Here is a 14,373-nt window from a genome sequence, read left to right as displayed (position 1 = left end):
GGAGAGGAATAATGACAACAACGGACTATGACCTTGTAATTATTGGTGCCGGTCCTGCCGGTCTGACAGCAGGCATCTATGCTGCCAGGGCAAGAATGAATGTCCTGCTTCTGGAAAAAACCGTGCCCGGCGGTCAAATCCTGGTCACCGACTGGATAGAAAACTATCCGGGTTTTCCTGAAGGTATCTCAGGGTATGACCTTGCCGAAAAAATGAAGATTCAGGCGGAAGACCTGGGATTAAAAATTGAAACAGCAGAGGTCCATTCCCTCAATCTTACCGGGGAAGCAAAAGAAATCGTTTTAAGAGATAGACGTATTACCACCAAAAGCCTTATCATTGCGTCGGGTGCATCCCCGAGGAATCTTGGCATCGGCGAAGACAAATTCATGGGAAAGGGGGTTTCTTTTTGCGCCACGTGTGATGCCCCGTTTTTTAAGGAAAAAACAGTTGTTGCCATTGGCGGTGGAGATACAGCAGTGCAAGAAGCCATCTTCCTGACAAAATTTGCCAAAAAAGTATATCTGGTCCACAGAAGAGATGAACTCAGGGCCACAAAAATACTCCAGGAAAGAGCCCTTGAAAACGAAAAGATTGAAATGGTCTGGGATAGTATTGCCACCGGTATGGAAGGCTTTTTCGGTGTCGAAGGGGTGAGGGTAAAAAACCTGAAAACCAATGAAGAAAAAACCCTGAAGGCGGACGGTTGTTTTATATGGATCGGCATTTTGCCAAACACGTCTTTTTTGAATGATGCCGTTGAAACAGATGCATTTGGATTTATTCTTGCGGACGCAAAAATGCAGACCTCTGTTCCTGGTGTATTTGTTGCAGGGGATGTACGAGATACCCCCCTAAGACAGATCGCTACCGCGGTGGGGGATGCTGCCATTGCAGCGGTTTGTGCAGAACATTTTATAGAGAACCTGTCCTCATGAAAAAACTGTTTTTATGCGTTACGATTGTCTTACTGCTTTCCGGATGCGCGTTGTTTGAGACCTCCCATGAAATGGAAAAAAATGCGCAAGAGCTTGTTTCAGACGCTTCTTCCGCATTTGTGGCCGGGGACTATAAAACCGCTGTAAAAGCATATACGGATTTGAAGGACTGGTATCCGTTCAGTAAATATGCCAGCCTGGCCGAGCTTAAAATTGCAGATGCCCATTTTCTTCTTGGAGAATACGATGAAGCCCTCCTGGCCTATGAAGACTTTGAAAAAATGCATCCAAAGAATGAAGCCATTCCCTATGTTATCTACAGGATGGGGCTTTGCTGGTTCAACCAGCTGGATAGCATCGACAGGGACCATACCCCTGCGAAAAACAGCCTCACACAATTTTACAGATTGATGGACCAGTTTCCCAGGAATGAGTATAGTGAAAAGGCAAAGGAAAATATTCAAGCCTGCATCGACAACCTGTCCGGACATGAACTCTATGTTGCCAATTTCTATATGAAACAAAAACAATATGCAGCAGCATTAAAACGATATGAATATCTTGTTGAAACGTATCCGGATTCAAAGGAAAGCAAAGAAGCACAGGCTAAAATTCCCCGATGCCGGGAACTGGCAGACAAAAATTAAAAATTCATTTACTTTTATTTTTTTCTGGTATATTAAATGCAGGTTGTTTTTGTTTAAAAAGTTTATTAGGAGTAAAAAAAATGTCGAAAGAATGTGCCATTTGTGGAAAAAAACCAATGGTTGGCAACAATGTCAGTCATGCCCATAACTTGAACAAGAGAGTCTTTAATCCAAACCTACAAAGAGTCCGGGCCGTTATTAAGCCAGGGTGTGTTAGAAAAATAGATGTGTGTACCAGTTGCATTAAAGCAGGAAAAGTTACAAAAGCGGCATAAATCACTTCTCTTTTTTACATCACCTCAATGATTCTGAATAACAGTCGGGTTACCAGAATTTAAACGGGCGTTCAGGGAAAAGTCGACTCTGAATGCCTGGGATTTAATTCCAGGCCCTCTTTTTGATGGACGGGTTCTTATCATTTGATGGAGTTTAATATTCCCCGTCCTTGCCGATGGTGTGATGGGTTAACGGCCCATTATATTTTCTGCTCAACCTCATGAAAACATGGAATACAAAGATTTTTCCCGTCAAACATCCTGATCCGGGATTCCATTGTCATTTCTCTGCACGCATCGCATTGAATGCTTTTGAGTATGCGGGCCGGTCTTACCGGAGGGACATCTACTTCCTCTGTCACAAACAGATCCGCTAAATCCGCCTCCATGATCCGCTTGAGTCGAATCTCCCGGTCCTGCTCATCCCTGGCAAAATCATTCATGAAAACAGCCCTGAACCCCTTTTGAGCATCCCGGTCATAAAATGTAAATGCAGATTTTCCATAATCTTTGTGGATCAGGTTTCCCTTGCCAAAAGAACATCCGGTGAGAAATTGAATGGCATCCACGCCACACATGTCGGTTTCCGTGACGCATACCAGTTCTTTTGCATTCCGGATATCCAGCTTTTCCATTGCCAGTTCCGACACCCGAAGCCCTATGGCCAGACCAGGACAGCTATGACCGTGAAATTCAATTGTTTTTTCAACCACCTCTTTTCCTAATGAACACACCATTATACGATCTCCTTTCTGTTGGTTTGAGGATTGTTCAGCATTTTAACAGTCACCAGTATACCAATTAAAGCCAGTATAATGAAGGGGAAAAACACATCAAGCAGCCCTTGTTATCCTTTTCCTATCCCGAAAAAGCAAATTGTTTTAAATGATCTGGGCGATCTGCTCAAAGGAACCGCCCAGGTTGGCCCCCTGGCCGGCAGTGTTTTCCAGAACGGCCGTTACCCTTGCCACCGGCGTTGATTTTTAGTGAACAGGGCAAAGACTGTTGCGTTGATACAATGGGCATTTTCAGGGGCCTTGTCCACCCCTCCCGCTGCACTGGCATGGGCACCGATATCTTTCTTTCCCTGGTGGTTATAAATTGAATGGTCGCACAACCCGAAAAACATCCGTTAAAGGCGGATATGATACCAACCGATAGCATTTGTTTGTCCACAACCTTACTGCTGAAGCGGAAAGATGCCTTCCTCGACGCCGATCTTACCATCCCCGGTGATCTCATTCTCCATGGCAGGAGGGGTTTCGTTGTGACGTCCGACAAAAACGTTTAAACTCCAGATCGCATCCCGGTGATCCACATAGCAGTCTTCATTGATGTCACCCGGCATACGGTCTTCCCGGGTTGAAGGATCCCGGTTTGCCAGGACCTCGACCCTGTCAGGACACCCATCCCTATCAGAATCCATCATTTGGGGGGATGACCCATGAATGGAGATTTCAGCAAGGTCGGCAAGACCATCTCCATCCATATCCGACTCGCTTGTGATAAAACCGCCGCCAATCGCATAAGAATTTAACCGTTGATAGCCGGTCCCGTTATCAACCTGCAGCACGCCCAATTGCGGGGAAACCCATTGAAAGGATGTCAGCGTCTCATCGTTTCCCTCCCCCCCGATCTGAAAATCATATTGAATTTTCAGGGCATCATACGCTGTATCCATGGCAGCAATCTGCTGATGGGCAACGACAGTGGCCCTCATGCTGATATCCACCAGGATATCAGGATAAGAAGCAATAGCGGCTTTGGCCGGGGTAAAACGAGTTTCACCAACCTGCATTGACTCCCAGTAAATCTCAAGTCCCTGGGAAAAACGGATAAACATGCCGCTGTCATCCTCCATTCCCCACAACAGGACTTTGCCGGGAACCCGTTGGTACCACTCCCGGCTTTCCAACTGATGGTTTTGGGTCGCTTCAATCACCAGGGTGGGAAAGTCAAAACGGGTGCGGTCAAGCTCAGCAACCGTCTGAACCCATGTCTCGGTTGCAGACACTTCCGGATCAATGTAGACCCAGACATTACCCAAGGTCATGGCAAAATAATCCGGCAATCCTGGGAATTCATACGCTCCCATGTCAGGATACGCCATGCCATCACCATCACCATCAAACATCAAGGTTGCCACTGGTGAAGGGTTTCCTCCGTCGATGCAGGGAGACTCCGGCCGCAGCCTGAAATCTTCTTTTTCAGGCGCCCATAATCCAGGATCATCCGTGATATTTCCATCGCCCTCCACCGGCTCTTGAACCGCACAATAGGTGATCCTGGCACCTTCTCCCCCGATATTTTGACCATTACGCCAGATGATGCTGTTGGACACTTCATTGGGAGCCCAGGCGCAAAATATCCCATATCGGTTGTTGCCAAACAGGGTGTTGCCGGTCACAACATAGTTCTGGGTCGCATTGAGATAGATTCCGTCCTCACGGTTATTGAACACGGTGCAATGGCGAATCTTGCCGTCAAACGAGTTGTCTGCATAAATGCCCGTGGTGTTGCTATAAATTCGACAAAAACTGATGCGGTTGCCGGCCCAGGCATCAATATACACACCGAATCGATTTTCAAATATTGCCGTATTCAGCACTTCGTTGGGCCCGGTATTGGTTCCGTAAAGAATGCCTTCTCTCGCGTTGCGAAAAATGTCACCACCATGCACCAGATTCGATCTGGTATTATCGGCAAAGTCAATACCGGTTCCATTGTCATGGATTGAACAGTCGACAAGCTCATTTTCATGGGACCCAGTTAAAAACACACCCGTGTCATTTCCTGAGAACTCGCTGGCTGTGACGGAAACATGATCACTGTCCACCAGCAGAAGTCCCTGATAATTGCCACTGAAACTTCCCTGGCTGACCCGGACATTATGACAATTGATCAAGGCGAGAAAACCCATGGGCTGGGCCATGCCATCAATGGTCACATCTGCCTGATTTTTGAGATAATACAGCGGGTTCCCATTGATGGTGTTCGAGGTGTCGATATCATGGACATACCGGGTGAATACCCCAAAATTTAGTTGATTTTCCTCGATCCGGTTGCCCCGCAGAACCGCGTCAACAGTATCTGCCATTGATATGCCGCCACGGTTATGAGAAATAGTGCAGTCCCGGATTTCAGGGCGGTTAACATTTCCCGGATAGCTCTGATAGAGGCTTATGCCATACCCGCCATTGTCATGAATCCTGGTCTCCCGTATCTGAACATCCTCTGCGCCGGTGACACTCAAGCCGTTCCCCAGATTGTTATAAATGTCACAGTTGACAACCTTATTTCCGGTGCCCTGGAGCAGAACGCCCACCCCCTCACCATAACGGATGTGACAATTTTCAAGGACCGTTTGACTGGCCCCGGATGATACACGGATACCCGCCTGGCTAAAGTTTGAAATTTCGATATTCTCAAGGGAGTTCTCTTCGGCCTGATGACCCAGGACGATTGCTTCGGTATTGTCTGAAAATGCCAGTTCCACGAGGGTGTTGTGGGAAGAATTGATGGAAATCCCTGCTGATCCCCCTTCAATCCGGAGATTTTCCCACCGGGATCCATCCTCATTCACAACCAGGGGGTATTGACCGTTTCCCTTGATTACCGGAGTTGCACCAGCCCCCCCTTTCACCGTCAAGTGGGCCTTGTTGACCACGATATCTTCAATGTAAGTGCCTGGGGCAATCTCGATGGTATCTCCCGGGAATGCGGCTTCCAGGGCCTGCCCGATCGTCGAATATGCCGAGGGAACCGCTCGCAGCGCGCCTCCCACCGGCACGTCCTGATCAACCGTATTGTTCTCCAACGCCCCCTCACCTGTTGCGGGCACAACCTTGAAGCGGATGTTAATGTTCTGTTTAATTAAAGGCGCAGTCCACCGGAAGCTGAGCGTTGCACTGGCCATGCTGGCAAGGGCTGGAATGGATTTAGACTCCACCAGGGTATCATTGGCAAAAAAATCAACCCGTACATTGACTTCATCAGAGAGCCCTTCATTATTGACACCCATTGAGACCGCTATCGTTTCTCCCGGATCAACCGGGAACGGGACATCTGCTGCCCCTGCCGACAGGTCATGTTCATGGGCGTAAAAGCAATAGACCTGATTTTGGCTTCCAATGTAAACCTTGGCATCTGCGACCACGGGTGATGAAACCGTATAGCCCAGGGGATATGACCAGATAACATCACCGGAATCAGCCTCCAGGGCAGCAAGGGAATAGTGTTTTGAGACAAAAAGCATGCCATCCGCCAGGGCTGGCGTTTGTTCAACACTCCCGGGAACGCGCCAAAGCACAGACCCACTGGCAGAATCGAATGCATGGAGCGCATCCCCTCCAACGAAAACCGTATTGTACCCCACGACGGGACGGGACGAATTATATACCCCGATATGGTCTCCCCAGAGGATTGAGCCGGTCTGCCGGTCAATGGCCTTGATACTGTCGGTATTGAGGTTGCTGACCCGTAAGGCCTGGTAGAGTCTTGCCCCGCTTGCGACAGGCGTGAGCACAGATCCCTGAAAATCAATTGTAGAGAAACGTTCACCCGTGTCCGGATCCATAATCATGAGGGTGCCATTGTAGGTCGGGACATAGAGTTTCCCATCGGCAATCATTGCAGAGGCCTCCTTGTTGGCGCCCCCGGTTTCCCTGCTCCAAAGTAATTCACCGGTATCAGCACGCAATGCCAGTACCGTGGTATTCCAAAGCGTTACAAACAGTTTCCCCTGGTAATACAGGGGTGAGGTACCAATGCCGTCAACCGCATCATACTGCCAGAGGATTTGTCCGGTTAATCGATTCAGGGCGTATATTTTTCCCTGCCCGGTGGATCCCATGCCGAGAAAAACCGTGTCTTCATTCACAGCGGGTGATATGCCGGTTTGTCCACAATGGGTTGTGTCAGGGACACTTTCCCATATAAAATCGCCGGTATCGGCATCCAGAGCCACAAGCCGACAATCCGATGAAACCGCATAAACAATATTCTGATAGACCACCGGCGCTGCCACCACGGTATCGCTTGTTTCAAACCGCCATAGCACATGATGGGTTGATGGGGCTGACGAAAGGACATTAAAGCCATTCCGTTCCCGGTTTTGCCCCAGCATGGGCCAATCCCGGGTGGATTCCGCGAAAGACGGAGGTAAAGCAATGGCCCCCAAGAAGAGTCCGATCCAGATAATCCGGAAAAAAAATAAACGCAATATCAATATCCGGCACATGACATTTTTTTTCCAGTATGTCCTTAGAGAACAACCCTTTTGGGAAGTGCTTTGTTTGGTCCCTGACCCTGTATGCAGAATTTTTGCAGTATAATGCATTTGTAACCTTACCTGACATTGACTGCCTGTCTTTATTTGTCTATTTTTATCATATCATTAACGGTCTCAAAAAGCTATTATCCGTCACAGGTGTACTGCATCATTTTACGGATCTGGATAACAAATAACATTCCGAATCCCTTGAAATCTTCTTTTGTGCATGTCATAAGAACAAAAAGGTCAAGCATTTGCCTTGCATGCACTGGATGGCTCATAAAAATATATGCTGAAAAGAGTTAAAGGGCAAGGCCTTGTCGATTAAAGCTAAGGTCCGAACATTGAGGACAAAAACAACCGCTCAGGTAGGGAATTAAACCTGTTCAAACAGACAAAGGAAAAAAAATGAAAAACCCCATTGATCATTATTGGAAACTTAAACTGGATGCGGTAAAAGAGGTCCTGGAAGCAAACAATTTTGAAGTATTTATCGCAAACAATTCAACCGACGCTTCAAAACTGGTTTTAGAAAAAATCATACCGGCAGCCCATATCAAAAGCATATCATGGGGCGGTTCCATCACATTTACAAATTCAGGTCTTTATGACACCCTGAAAAATCAAACAGCATTCAATATTCTTGATGTATTTGATAAAGCCCTGTCCAATGATGAAAGAACACAAAGAAGACGAGAAGCCCTTTTAACAGATTTTTTTATAACGGGAACAAATGCCCTGACCGAAGATGGCTGCCTGGTTAATCTTGATATGATCGGTAACCGTGTGGGGGCAATGACCTTTGGGCCTAAAAATGTGCTGGTGATGACAGGGCGCAATAAAATTGTTCCGGATATAGAATCTGCCATGGAACGGATCAAACATTTTGTTGCGCCAACAAATGCCATGCGCCTTGATATGAAAACACCCTGCACAAAAACCGGTATATGTTCCGAATGCAGCAGCAGTGCCAGAATCTGTAACACCTGGTCAATTACACAAAAGTCCTTTCCTAAAAAAAGAATAAAAATTGTCTTGATAAATGAAGACCTGGGTCTATAAAACAGCAGGGGTATGATGTTGTATATCTCCAATCAATGCCAAATTCCGGAAAATGAAATCCGGTTTGAGGCCATTCGAGCCCAGGGGGCAGGGGGTCAGAATGTAAACAAAGTGTCCACTGCCATCCATTTGAGATTTGACATTCAAAATTCCAGCCTGCCGGAAATTTATAAAACCAAGTTGCTGGCACTCAGTGACCAGCGGATTTCAAAGGACGGCATTATTATCATCAAGGCACAACGGTTTCGCAGCCAGGAAAAAAACAGGGAAGATGCCCTGAACCGGCTCAGGGCATTGATCGTAAAATCAATGGCCAGACAAAAAAACCGAAAGCCCACACAGCCGTCGAAAAATGCAAAGCGAAAACGCATGGACAATAAGACAAAACACAGCAAACTCAAAGGATTAAGGGGCAGGGTCAAACGGGAAGAATGAGGGGTGTTTGATTGGATATTTTACTTTCTCATATCAGCAAAACCTATGATGACAATAAGAATAAACGGGTTGTTTTCAGGGATATGACCGCCAAATTTACTTCGGGGTTGTTTTGTGTGATCATTGGAAAGAGCGGGGTAGGAAAAAGTTCGCTGCTCAACCTGATCAGCGGAATTGATATACCGGATAAGGGCATCATTCAAATTGGCGATGCCGGCGTGTCCGACATGACAGATACCCAGAGAACGATCTTCAGGCGAAAACATATCGGGTTTATCTATCAATTTTTTAACCTGATACCGGTACTCACTGTACTTGAAAATGTTACCCTGATCTGTGAACTGGATGGCCTGTCAAAAAAGCGGTATCTTGACCGGGCCAATTCTTTCTTGAAACAGGTGGGTCTTTTTGACCGGCGCAATGATTACCCGGACACCCTTTCCGGGGGAGAGCAGCAACGGGTGGCCATTGTAAGGTCCCTGGTCAATGATCCGGACATCCTTCTTGCGGATGAACCCACGGGGAACCTTGATGTGAAAACCGGCCGGGCCATTCTTGAAATGATTTCAGATCTGGCGAAAAAAAACGGCAAAACCCTTATTATGGCCACCCACAGCCTGGAAGCCATTGACTATGCAGATGCGGTTTTATCGGTTGTGAATCAGACGCTGGTTCCCCTCTCAAAGGAACAGATACACCCATGAACCAGCATCTGCTGATCAAGATCTGTTTTCGCCAGAGCCGCAGTCACCCGTTACGGACCCTTCTTCTGATCATCGGCATTGCCATGGGCGTGGCCGGCGTCATTGCCATTGATATCGCCAAAACCAGTGTCAGCAAATCTTTTGATTTATCCACGGCCGCCATTACATCTGAGACGACCCATCAGGTTGTCGGCAGCAACTTTAACATTCCCCAATCTGTTTTTACGGACTTGAGAACCCGTCTTGGGATCCACCGGTCTGCCCCGGTCATTTCCACCCATATCACGGTCATGGAACTGAAGAATGCCACCTTGACCCTCATGGGAATTGATCCCTTTTCCGAAATGGGGTTGAGAAACCTTACGGTCCGATCCCGGTCCGGGACCACCGGCAAAGACCTGTCCGGCCTTTTAACCCATGCATCCGGCGTGCTTTTGTCCCAGGCAATGGCCTCACAATACGGGCTGAATCAGAATGATACAATTACCCTTTCATTTGGGGACCGGCAGGTTCAAACCGTTATTTCAGGATTCCTTGACAGCAGGGATGGGGCAACCAACGCAATTTTTCAAGGTCTGATCCTGGCGGATATCTCCCTGGCCCAAGAAATCCTGGGGATGGGGGATGACATCACACGGATTGATCTGATCCTGACAGATGCCGCCATGGCAGAACAGATTGTAAAACGGCTGCCGGACGGCGTTATTCTGGTGGAAACACGCCGGCAGAACCGGATTGTCCGTGAGCTTTCCCGCTCCTTTGAAACCAGCCTCACGGCATTTTCCATGCTGGCATTGTTCATGGGAATCTTCCTGATCTATAACACCGTCTCTTTTTCCATCACCCAGCGCAGAAAACTCAATGGGACTCTCAGGGCCCTGGGCGCAACCCGGAAAACCCTTTTCTGGACGGTCCTGGCCGAGGTGATGATCTATGCCTTGGTGGGATCGGCCTCAGGGATACTTCTGGGCATTCTGCTGGGCAAAGGCGCTGTCCATGCCGTATGCAGCACGGTTTCGGACATGTATTTTGTATTGACCGTCAGCCAGACCCATATCACTGTCCCCACCCTTTTAAAAGGTTTTTTTGCGGGCATTTTTTCTTGTTTTGCCGCATCTGTTTTTCCGGCAATCACAGCGGCCCGGACATTGCCAATCACCCTTATGCAGCGATCCGCCTCGGAAAGTGCACTGAAAAAATATCTGCCGCTGTTTACCCTTACAGGGATGGTGATCATCGGTGCGGCTGTTTTTATGTTAAATTTTTTTACCCGTCAACCCGGCGTTGATTTTATCGGGGTATTCATGATTTTTTTTGGATCTGCCCTTCTGGCACCCATGGTCATACTGTTGTTTGTCAGGGGTCTTTTGGCCCTGTTTAAAAAATCATGGGGGAGCATGACCAAAATGGCCCTGAGAAACATTACCCGGTCCCTGAGCCGGACCAGTGTCCTGATCGCATCTCTGATGGTGGCGACATCCGTTTATATCGGTATTGACATTATGACCAGCAGCTTCAGATGCTCCGTCATTGACTGGGTGGACAGTCATATTGGCGGTGATATCCATGTCTCCTCTTCCGACACCCTCAAAAGGGGGTTAAGTCCCCGGCTGGTGGCAGATATCCAGGCACTGCCGGAAGTGGCCGGCATTTCCGTCTATAACATTCACCGGATCTTTTCCCGGACATCCGGTGAAGTTCATATTTTTTCCTATATCACCGATCTTTCAACGAAAAAATGGTCCTGGACGGCGGCAGATGAAACCCAATTGACCGCCCTGCTGGACCAGGGATGGATATTTGTGTCTGAAATTTTTGCCCAGAGAAACCGTATCGAGGCAAAAATGGGTGCCAGCGTTATTATAGACACCCAGACAGGACCGGTTTCCTTTCGGATTGCCGGCATTTTCAGGGACTTTTTCATGGGCGGCGGACGGGTTATTGTGAACCGTAAGCTTATGAAACAGTATTGGGGATATGATGATATCACGTCTCTCCAGGTGTTCCTGCACACCCCCAAAACCGTTGCGCCCGTGATCGAAAGGATCAACGCATTCGTTCCGGAATCTGCCAATGTCAAAGTGGTGTCCGGCGCCACCATTAAAAAAGGGATACTTGACGTCTTTGACAAAACGTTTCTGATCACCTCCGCCCTTCAGATCTTAACCGCCATCGTGGCCCTGACCGGCATTTTGAACTCTGTAATGGCCCTGCTGCTTGAGCGGACAAGGGAACTGGGCATCCTTCGGGCCTGCGGTGCTGAAACCGGTCAAGTGGGCAGACTGCTGCTATTGGAATGCGGGTTTTCCGGTTTCATCTCCGGGGTAATGGCCCTGCCCCTGGGAGGGTGTCTGGCCTGGGTGCTGATCGATATTGTCAACCGCAGGTCCTTTGGTTGGACCTATGACATGGTAACATCGCCAAAAATTTTTCTGGGGGCAGTGACCCTTTCCAGTGCCGCTGCCATTGTGGCCGGCATTTTTCCTGCGGTCCGGGCCGGTAGAACCGATATTGGAAGCGCCCTTCACATGGAGTAGACTTTCATGAAATGTTCCGTCGTCCATATGATCATTACAATGGTGTCAGGTATCCTGCTGGCAACCGGTTTTGGATGCAGCCCACCAACGGAACAGGATCGGATTAATATTGCTGAAGCCCTTTCATCCCCCGCCGCGGCAGCCTGTTTTGAAAAGGCTGACGCGCCGATTATCATGGAATTTCCAAGAGATGCCGGTTCCCACGATACCTTTCAGACCGAATGGTGGTATTATACCGGAAACCTTAAAACCACTCCGGGACGACATTTTGGATATCAGCTGACTTTCTTCCGGCAGGCCTTGTCGTGTGAGCCGGTCAAGGGTGCTTCAAAATGGCGGACCCAGCAGCTTTACTTTGCCCATTTTGCGATAACCGATACCCAGGCCAATGCCTTTTTCTCGGATCTGCGCATGAACCGGCAAAGTATCGGTCTTGCCGGCGCCCGCGGCAATCCTTACCAGGTATGGATAGATGACTGGCGGGCGCAACAGATCGATGATCATCTGGTGCTCACCGCCAGTGGAGAGGGGATAACCCTTCACCTGGTGTTGTCGGCCATAAAACCGGTTCTCCTCCAGGGCAATCAGGGACTGAGCCGCAAGGGCCGGGAACCCTTCAATGCCTCCTACTATTATTCACTGCCCCGGCTTGAGACCCGGGGTACCCTGGAAATCGGCCCTGACAAACACGGGGTGACCGGTAACTCCTGGTTTGACCATGAATGGAGTACCCGGGCACTGGATGCGGATGTGGCGGGATGGGACTGGTTCTCGGTCCACCTGGATGACGGACGGGACCTCATGGTCTGCCAGGTCCGGGGAGCGGGTGGACAGCCTAACGGGTATGCCTTTGGCAGTATTTCCTTTCCGGATGGCAGGTATAAAATCCTTTCGGCAGACGCTTTTTCCGTCAAAATCAGGGGCATTTGGAAAAGTCCGACCACCGACCGGCAATATCCGGGTCAATGGGAGATACGAGTGCCCGATCAGGACCTTACCCTGGCGGTCACACCGGTCATCCAAAACCAGGAACACACCCATTTGTTCTCATACTGGGAAGGGGCAGCACGGTTCACCGGCAAAGGGATTAAGGGGCTTGGTTATGTGGAACTCACCGGATATTAAAAAAGAATCACACACACAAGGATTATGCCCAAAAAAATAAGCCGGTTTGTCTGCAGATAAAGGGTTGAAAAATTAATTTTCAGAATTATCTTGGACAACGCCTTTTTTTATTGTTAAAAAGAACAGGAAACAGTTCAAAATAAACCTTAAAATTTGTCCTGGGCCATTAAGGATAAAGGGAGTTGCCTTTTTATGATCCAAAGCATTCTGGATAATGATCTTTATAAATTTACCATGCAGCAGGCAGTTCACATGCTTTATCCCCGGGCAGAAGCGCAGTATGAATTTACCAACCGGGGATTGACGTCTTTCCCGGACGGATTTGCCCTGGCAGTTAAAAAAAACATTGAAAAGATGGCAGACCTTCGGCTGTCAAAAGATCAGAAAGCCTTTCTTAAAAAAACCTGCTATTTTTTAACGCCTGTATACCTTGATTATCTAGAATCTTATACCTATGACCCGGGCGAAGTCATCATTCATCAGGACAAAGACCGTTTAATCCTTCACATTAAAGGCCTCTGGTACAGGACCATTCTGTGGGAAGTTCCCTTAATGGCCATTATCAGTGAAACCTTTTTCAAGATAACGAACCAGAAACCGGTTTCGGTCAAGGAAAGAAACAGCATCAACCGGAATAAAGCCAGAAAGCTGGGAGCAAATGATGTCAAATTTGCCGACTTTGGCACCCGGCGGCGGTTTTCTTCCCAAAATCATGAAATTCTGATCCGGGATCTGGTAAGCCACAAGAATCATACTCTCAACGGAACGAGCAATGTTCATTTTGCCCACCAGTTCCATATTAAACCCATTGGTACCCTTGCCCATGAATGGTTTATGTTCCATGCGGTTCTCCATGGCTACCAGATGGCGAATTCTTCTGCCCAGGATGCCTGGGTAAGTGTCTTTCACGGGGATCTTGGTATTGTATTGCCCGATACCTATACCACCGATGTATTTTTCTCCACCTTTGATACCTTTTATGCCAAGCTGTTTGATGGGGTCCGGCAGGACTCCGGGGATCCATTTCTTTTCATTGACAAAATCATTGCACACTATAAAAAGCTGCATATTGATCCGTCTACTAAAACCATCGTATTTTCGGACAATCTTGATGTTGAAAAGGCCATCCAGATTCATCGCCATTGTAATGGCAGGATTCGCGATGCCTATGGCATTGGCACCAACCTGACCAATGATGTGGGGGTTACGCCGTTGAACATCGTCATAAAACTAAGCAAAGCCAGGGTATGCGCCGACAAGCCCTGGCGGAATACGGTGAAGCTGTCCGATGACATAGGAAAACTGACTGGAGATCTTGAAGAATTGAAAACCTGTATGGGCCTTTTCCATCTCCCGGACCCATAAACGTCAGGGAAGG

12 protein-coding genes are annotated in these 14,373 nt (G+C 48.2%); 9 read left to right on the top strand and 3 right to left on the bottom strand.

Annotated features, from left to right (window positions below; translation table 11 throughout):
* Positions 1 to 11 precede the first annotated feature (11 nt).
* From trxB to rpmB, 3 genes are all read left to right on the top strand, one after another.
* Positions 12 to 938: a thioredoxin-disulfide reductase gene (gene trxB, locus Q1Q15_RS06620; RefSeq protein ID WP_300457845.1), complete on the top strand. Its 927-nt coding sequence runs from the start codon at positions 12 to 14 to the stop codon at positions 936 to 938.
* Positions 935 to 1,585, top strand: coding sequence for an outer membrane protein assembly factor BamD (locus tag Q1Q15_RS06615; protein ID WP_300457843.1), 651 nt, complete (start codon positions 935 to 937; stop codon positions 1,583 to 1,585). Before trxB ends, Q1Q15_RS06615 begins: the two co-directional genes overlap by 4 nt.
* Positions 1,586 to 1,665: 80 nt before the next feature.
* Positions 1,666 to 1,860 carry a 50S ribosomal protein L28 gene (rpmB, locus tag Q1Q15_RS06610; RefSeq protein ID WP_300457841.1) on the top strand — a complete coding sequence of 65 codons (195 nt, stop codon included), beginning with the start codon at positions 1,666 to 1,668 and terminating at the stop codon, positions 1,858 to 1,860.
* Between the two features lie 200 nt (positions 1,861 to 2,060).
* On the opposite strand, the gene Q1Q15_RS06605 is transcribed toward rpmB, so the two are convergent.
* From Q1Q15_RS06605 to Q1Q15_RS06595, 3 genes are all read right to left on the bottom strand, one after another.
* Positions 2,061 to 2,597 carry an FmdE family protein gene (locus Q1Q15_RS06605; protein ID WP_300457839.1) on the bottom strand — a complete coding sequence of 179 codons (537 nt, stop codon included), beginning with the start codon at positions 2,595 to 2,597 and terminating at the stop codon, positions 2,061 to 2,063.
* A gap of 221 nt (positions 2,598 to 2,818) precedes the next feature.
* The gene (locus Q1Q15_RS06600; RefSeq protein WP_300457838.1) at positions 2,819 to 2,977 is read right to left on the bottom strand and encodes a hypothetical protein; all 159 of its coding nucleotides are present in this window, start codon (positions 2,975 to 2,977) and stop codon (positions 2,819 to 2,821) included.
* 63 nt (positions 2,978 to 3,040) lie between these two features.
* Positions 3,041 to 6,985, bottom strand: coding sequence for a right-handed parallel beta-helix repeat-containing protein (locus tag Q1Q15_RS06595; protein WP_300457837.1), 3,945 nt, complete (start codon positions 6,983 to 6,985; stop codon positions 3,041 to 3,043).
* 555 nt (positions 6,986 to 7,540) lie between these two features.
* On the opposite strand from Q1Q15_RS06595, the gene Q1Q15_RS06590 reads away from it, so the two are divergent.
* The 6 genes from Q1Q15_RS06590 to pncB all read left to right on the top strand — a co-directional run bounded on the left by Q1Q15_RS06590 (position 7,541) and on the right by pncB (position 14,360).
* A complete protein-coding gene (locus Q1Q15_RS06590; RefSeq protein WP_300457836.1) occupies positions 7,541 to 8,194 on the top strand; it encodes a lactate utilization protein in 654 nt (217 codons plus the stop codon).
* Positions 8,195 to 8,209: 15 nt separating this feature from the next.
* Positions 8,210 to 8,629, top strand: coding sequence for an alternative ribosome rescue aminoacyl-tRNA hydrolase ArfB (gene arfB, locus Q1Q15_RS06585; RefSeq protein ID WP_363320888.1), 420 nt, complete (start codon positions 8,210 to 8,212; stop codon positions 8,627 to 8,629).
* A gap of 11 nt (positions 8,630 to 8,640) precedes the next feature.
* Positions 8,641 to 9,333, top strand: coding sequence for an ABC transporter ATP-binding protein (locus Q1Q15_RS06580; RefSeq protein ID WP_300457833.1), 693 nt, complete (start codon positions 8,641 to 8,643; stop codon positions 9,331 to 9,333).
* Positions 9,330 to 11,870, top strand: a complete 2,541-nt coding sequence (locus Q1Q15_RS06575) for an FtsX-like permease family protein (protein ID WP_300457832.1) — start codon at positions 9,330 to 9,332, stop codon at positions 11,868 to 11,870. Before Q1Q15_RS06580 ends, Q1Q15_RS06575 begins: the two co-directional genes overlap by 4 nt.
* A gap of 6 nt (positions 11,871 to 11,876) precedes the next feature.
* Complete coding sequence (locus Q1Q15_RS06570) at positions 11,877 to 12,995, top strand: lipocalin-like domain-containing protein (RefSeq protein WP_300457831.1); 1,119 nt, start codon at positions 11,877 to 11,879, stop codon at positions 12,993 to 12,995.
* A gap of 192 nt (positions 12,996 to 13,187) precedes the next feature.
* The gene (gene pncB / locus Q1Q15_RS06565) at positions 13,188 to 14,360 is read left to right on the top strand and encodes a nicotinate phosphoribosyltransferase (RefSeq protein ID WP_300457830.1); all 1,173 of its coding nucleotides are present in this window, start codon (positions 13,188 to 13,190) and stop codon (positions 14,358 to 14,360) included.
* Positions 14,361 to 14,373: the final 13 nt, after the last annotated feature.

Source organism: Desulfobacula sp., assembly GCF_030145145.1.
GTDB lineage: Bacteria > Desulfobacterota > Desulfobacteria > Desulfobacterales > Desulfobacteraceae > Desulfobacula.
Note: the sequence above shows the minus strand (reverse complement) of the source record. Positions and strands in the feature narration are given on the sequence as shown.

Bases quoted from the DNA above. Each gene is read 5' to 3' on its own strand.
- trxB (WP_300457845.1), top strand. From the start codon at position 12: ATGACAACAACGGACTATGACCTTGTAATTATTGGTGCCGGTCCTGCC.
- Q1Q15_RS06615 (WP_300457843.1), top strand. From the start codon at position 935: ATGAAAAAACTGTTTTTATGCGTTACGATTGTCTTACTGCTTTCCGGA.
- rpmB (WP_300457841.1), top strand. From the start codon at position 1,666: ATGTCGAAAGAATGTGCCATTTGTGGAAAAAAACCAATGGTTGGCAAC.
- Q1Q15_RS06605 (WP_300457839.1), bottom strand. From the start codon at position 2,597: ATGGTGTGTTCATTAGGAAAAGAGGTGGTTGAAAAAACAATTGAATTT.
- Q1Q15_RS06595 (WP_300457837.1), bottom strand. From the start codon at position 6,985: ATGCTGGGGCAAAACCGGGAACGGAATGGCTTTAATGTCCTTTCGTCA.
- Q1Q15_RS06590 (WP_300457836.1), top strand. From the start codon at position 7,541: ATGAAAAACCCCATTGATCATTATTGGAAACTTAAACTGGATGCGGTA.
- arfB (WP_363320888.1), top strand. From the start codon at position 8,210: ATGTTGTATATCTCCAATCAATGCCAAATTCCGGAAAATGAAATCCGG.
- Q1Q15_RS06575 (WP_300457832.1), top strand. From the start codon at position 9,330: ATGAACCAGCATCTGCTGATCAAGATCTGTTTTCGCCAGAGCCGCAGT.
- Q1Q15_RS06570 (WP_300457831.1), top strand. From the start codon at position 11,877: ATGAAATGTTCCGTCGTCCATATGATCATTACAATGGTGTCAGGTATC.
- pncB (WP_300457830.1), top strand. From the start codon at position 13,188: ATGATCCAAAGCATTCTGGATAATGATCTTTATAAATTTACCATGCAG.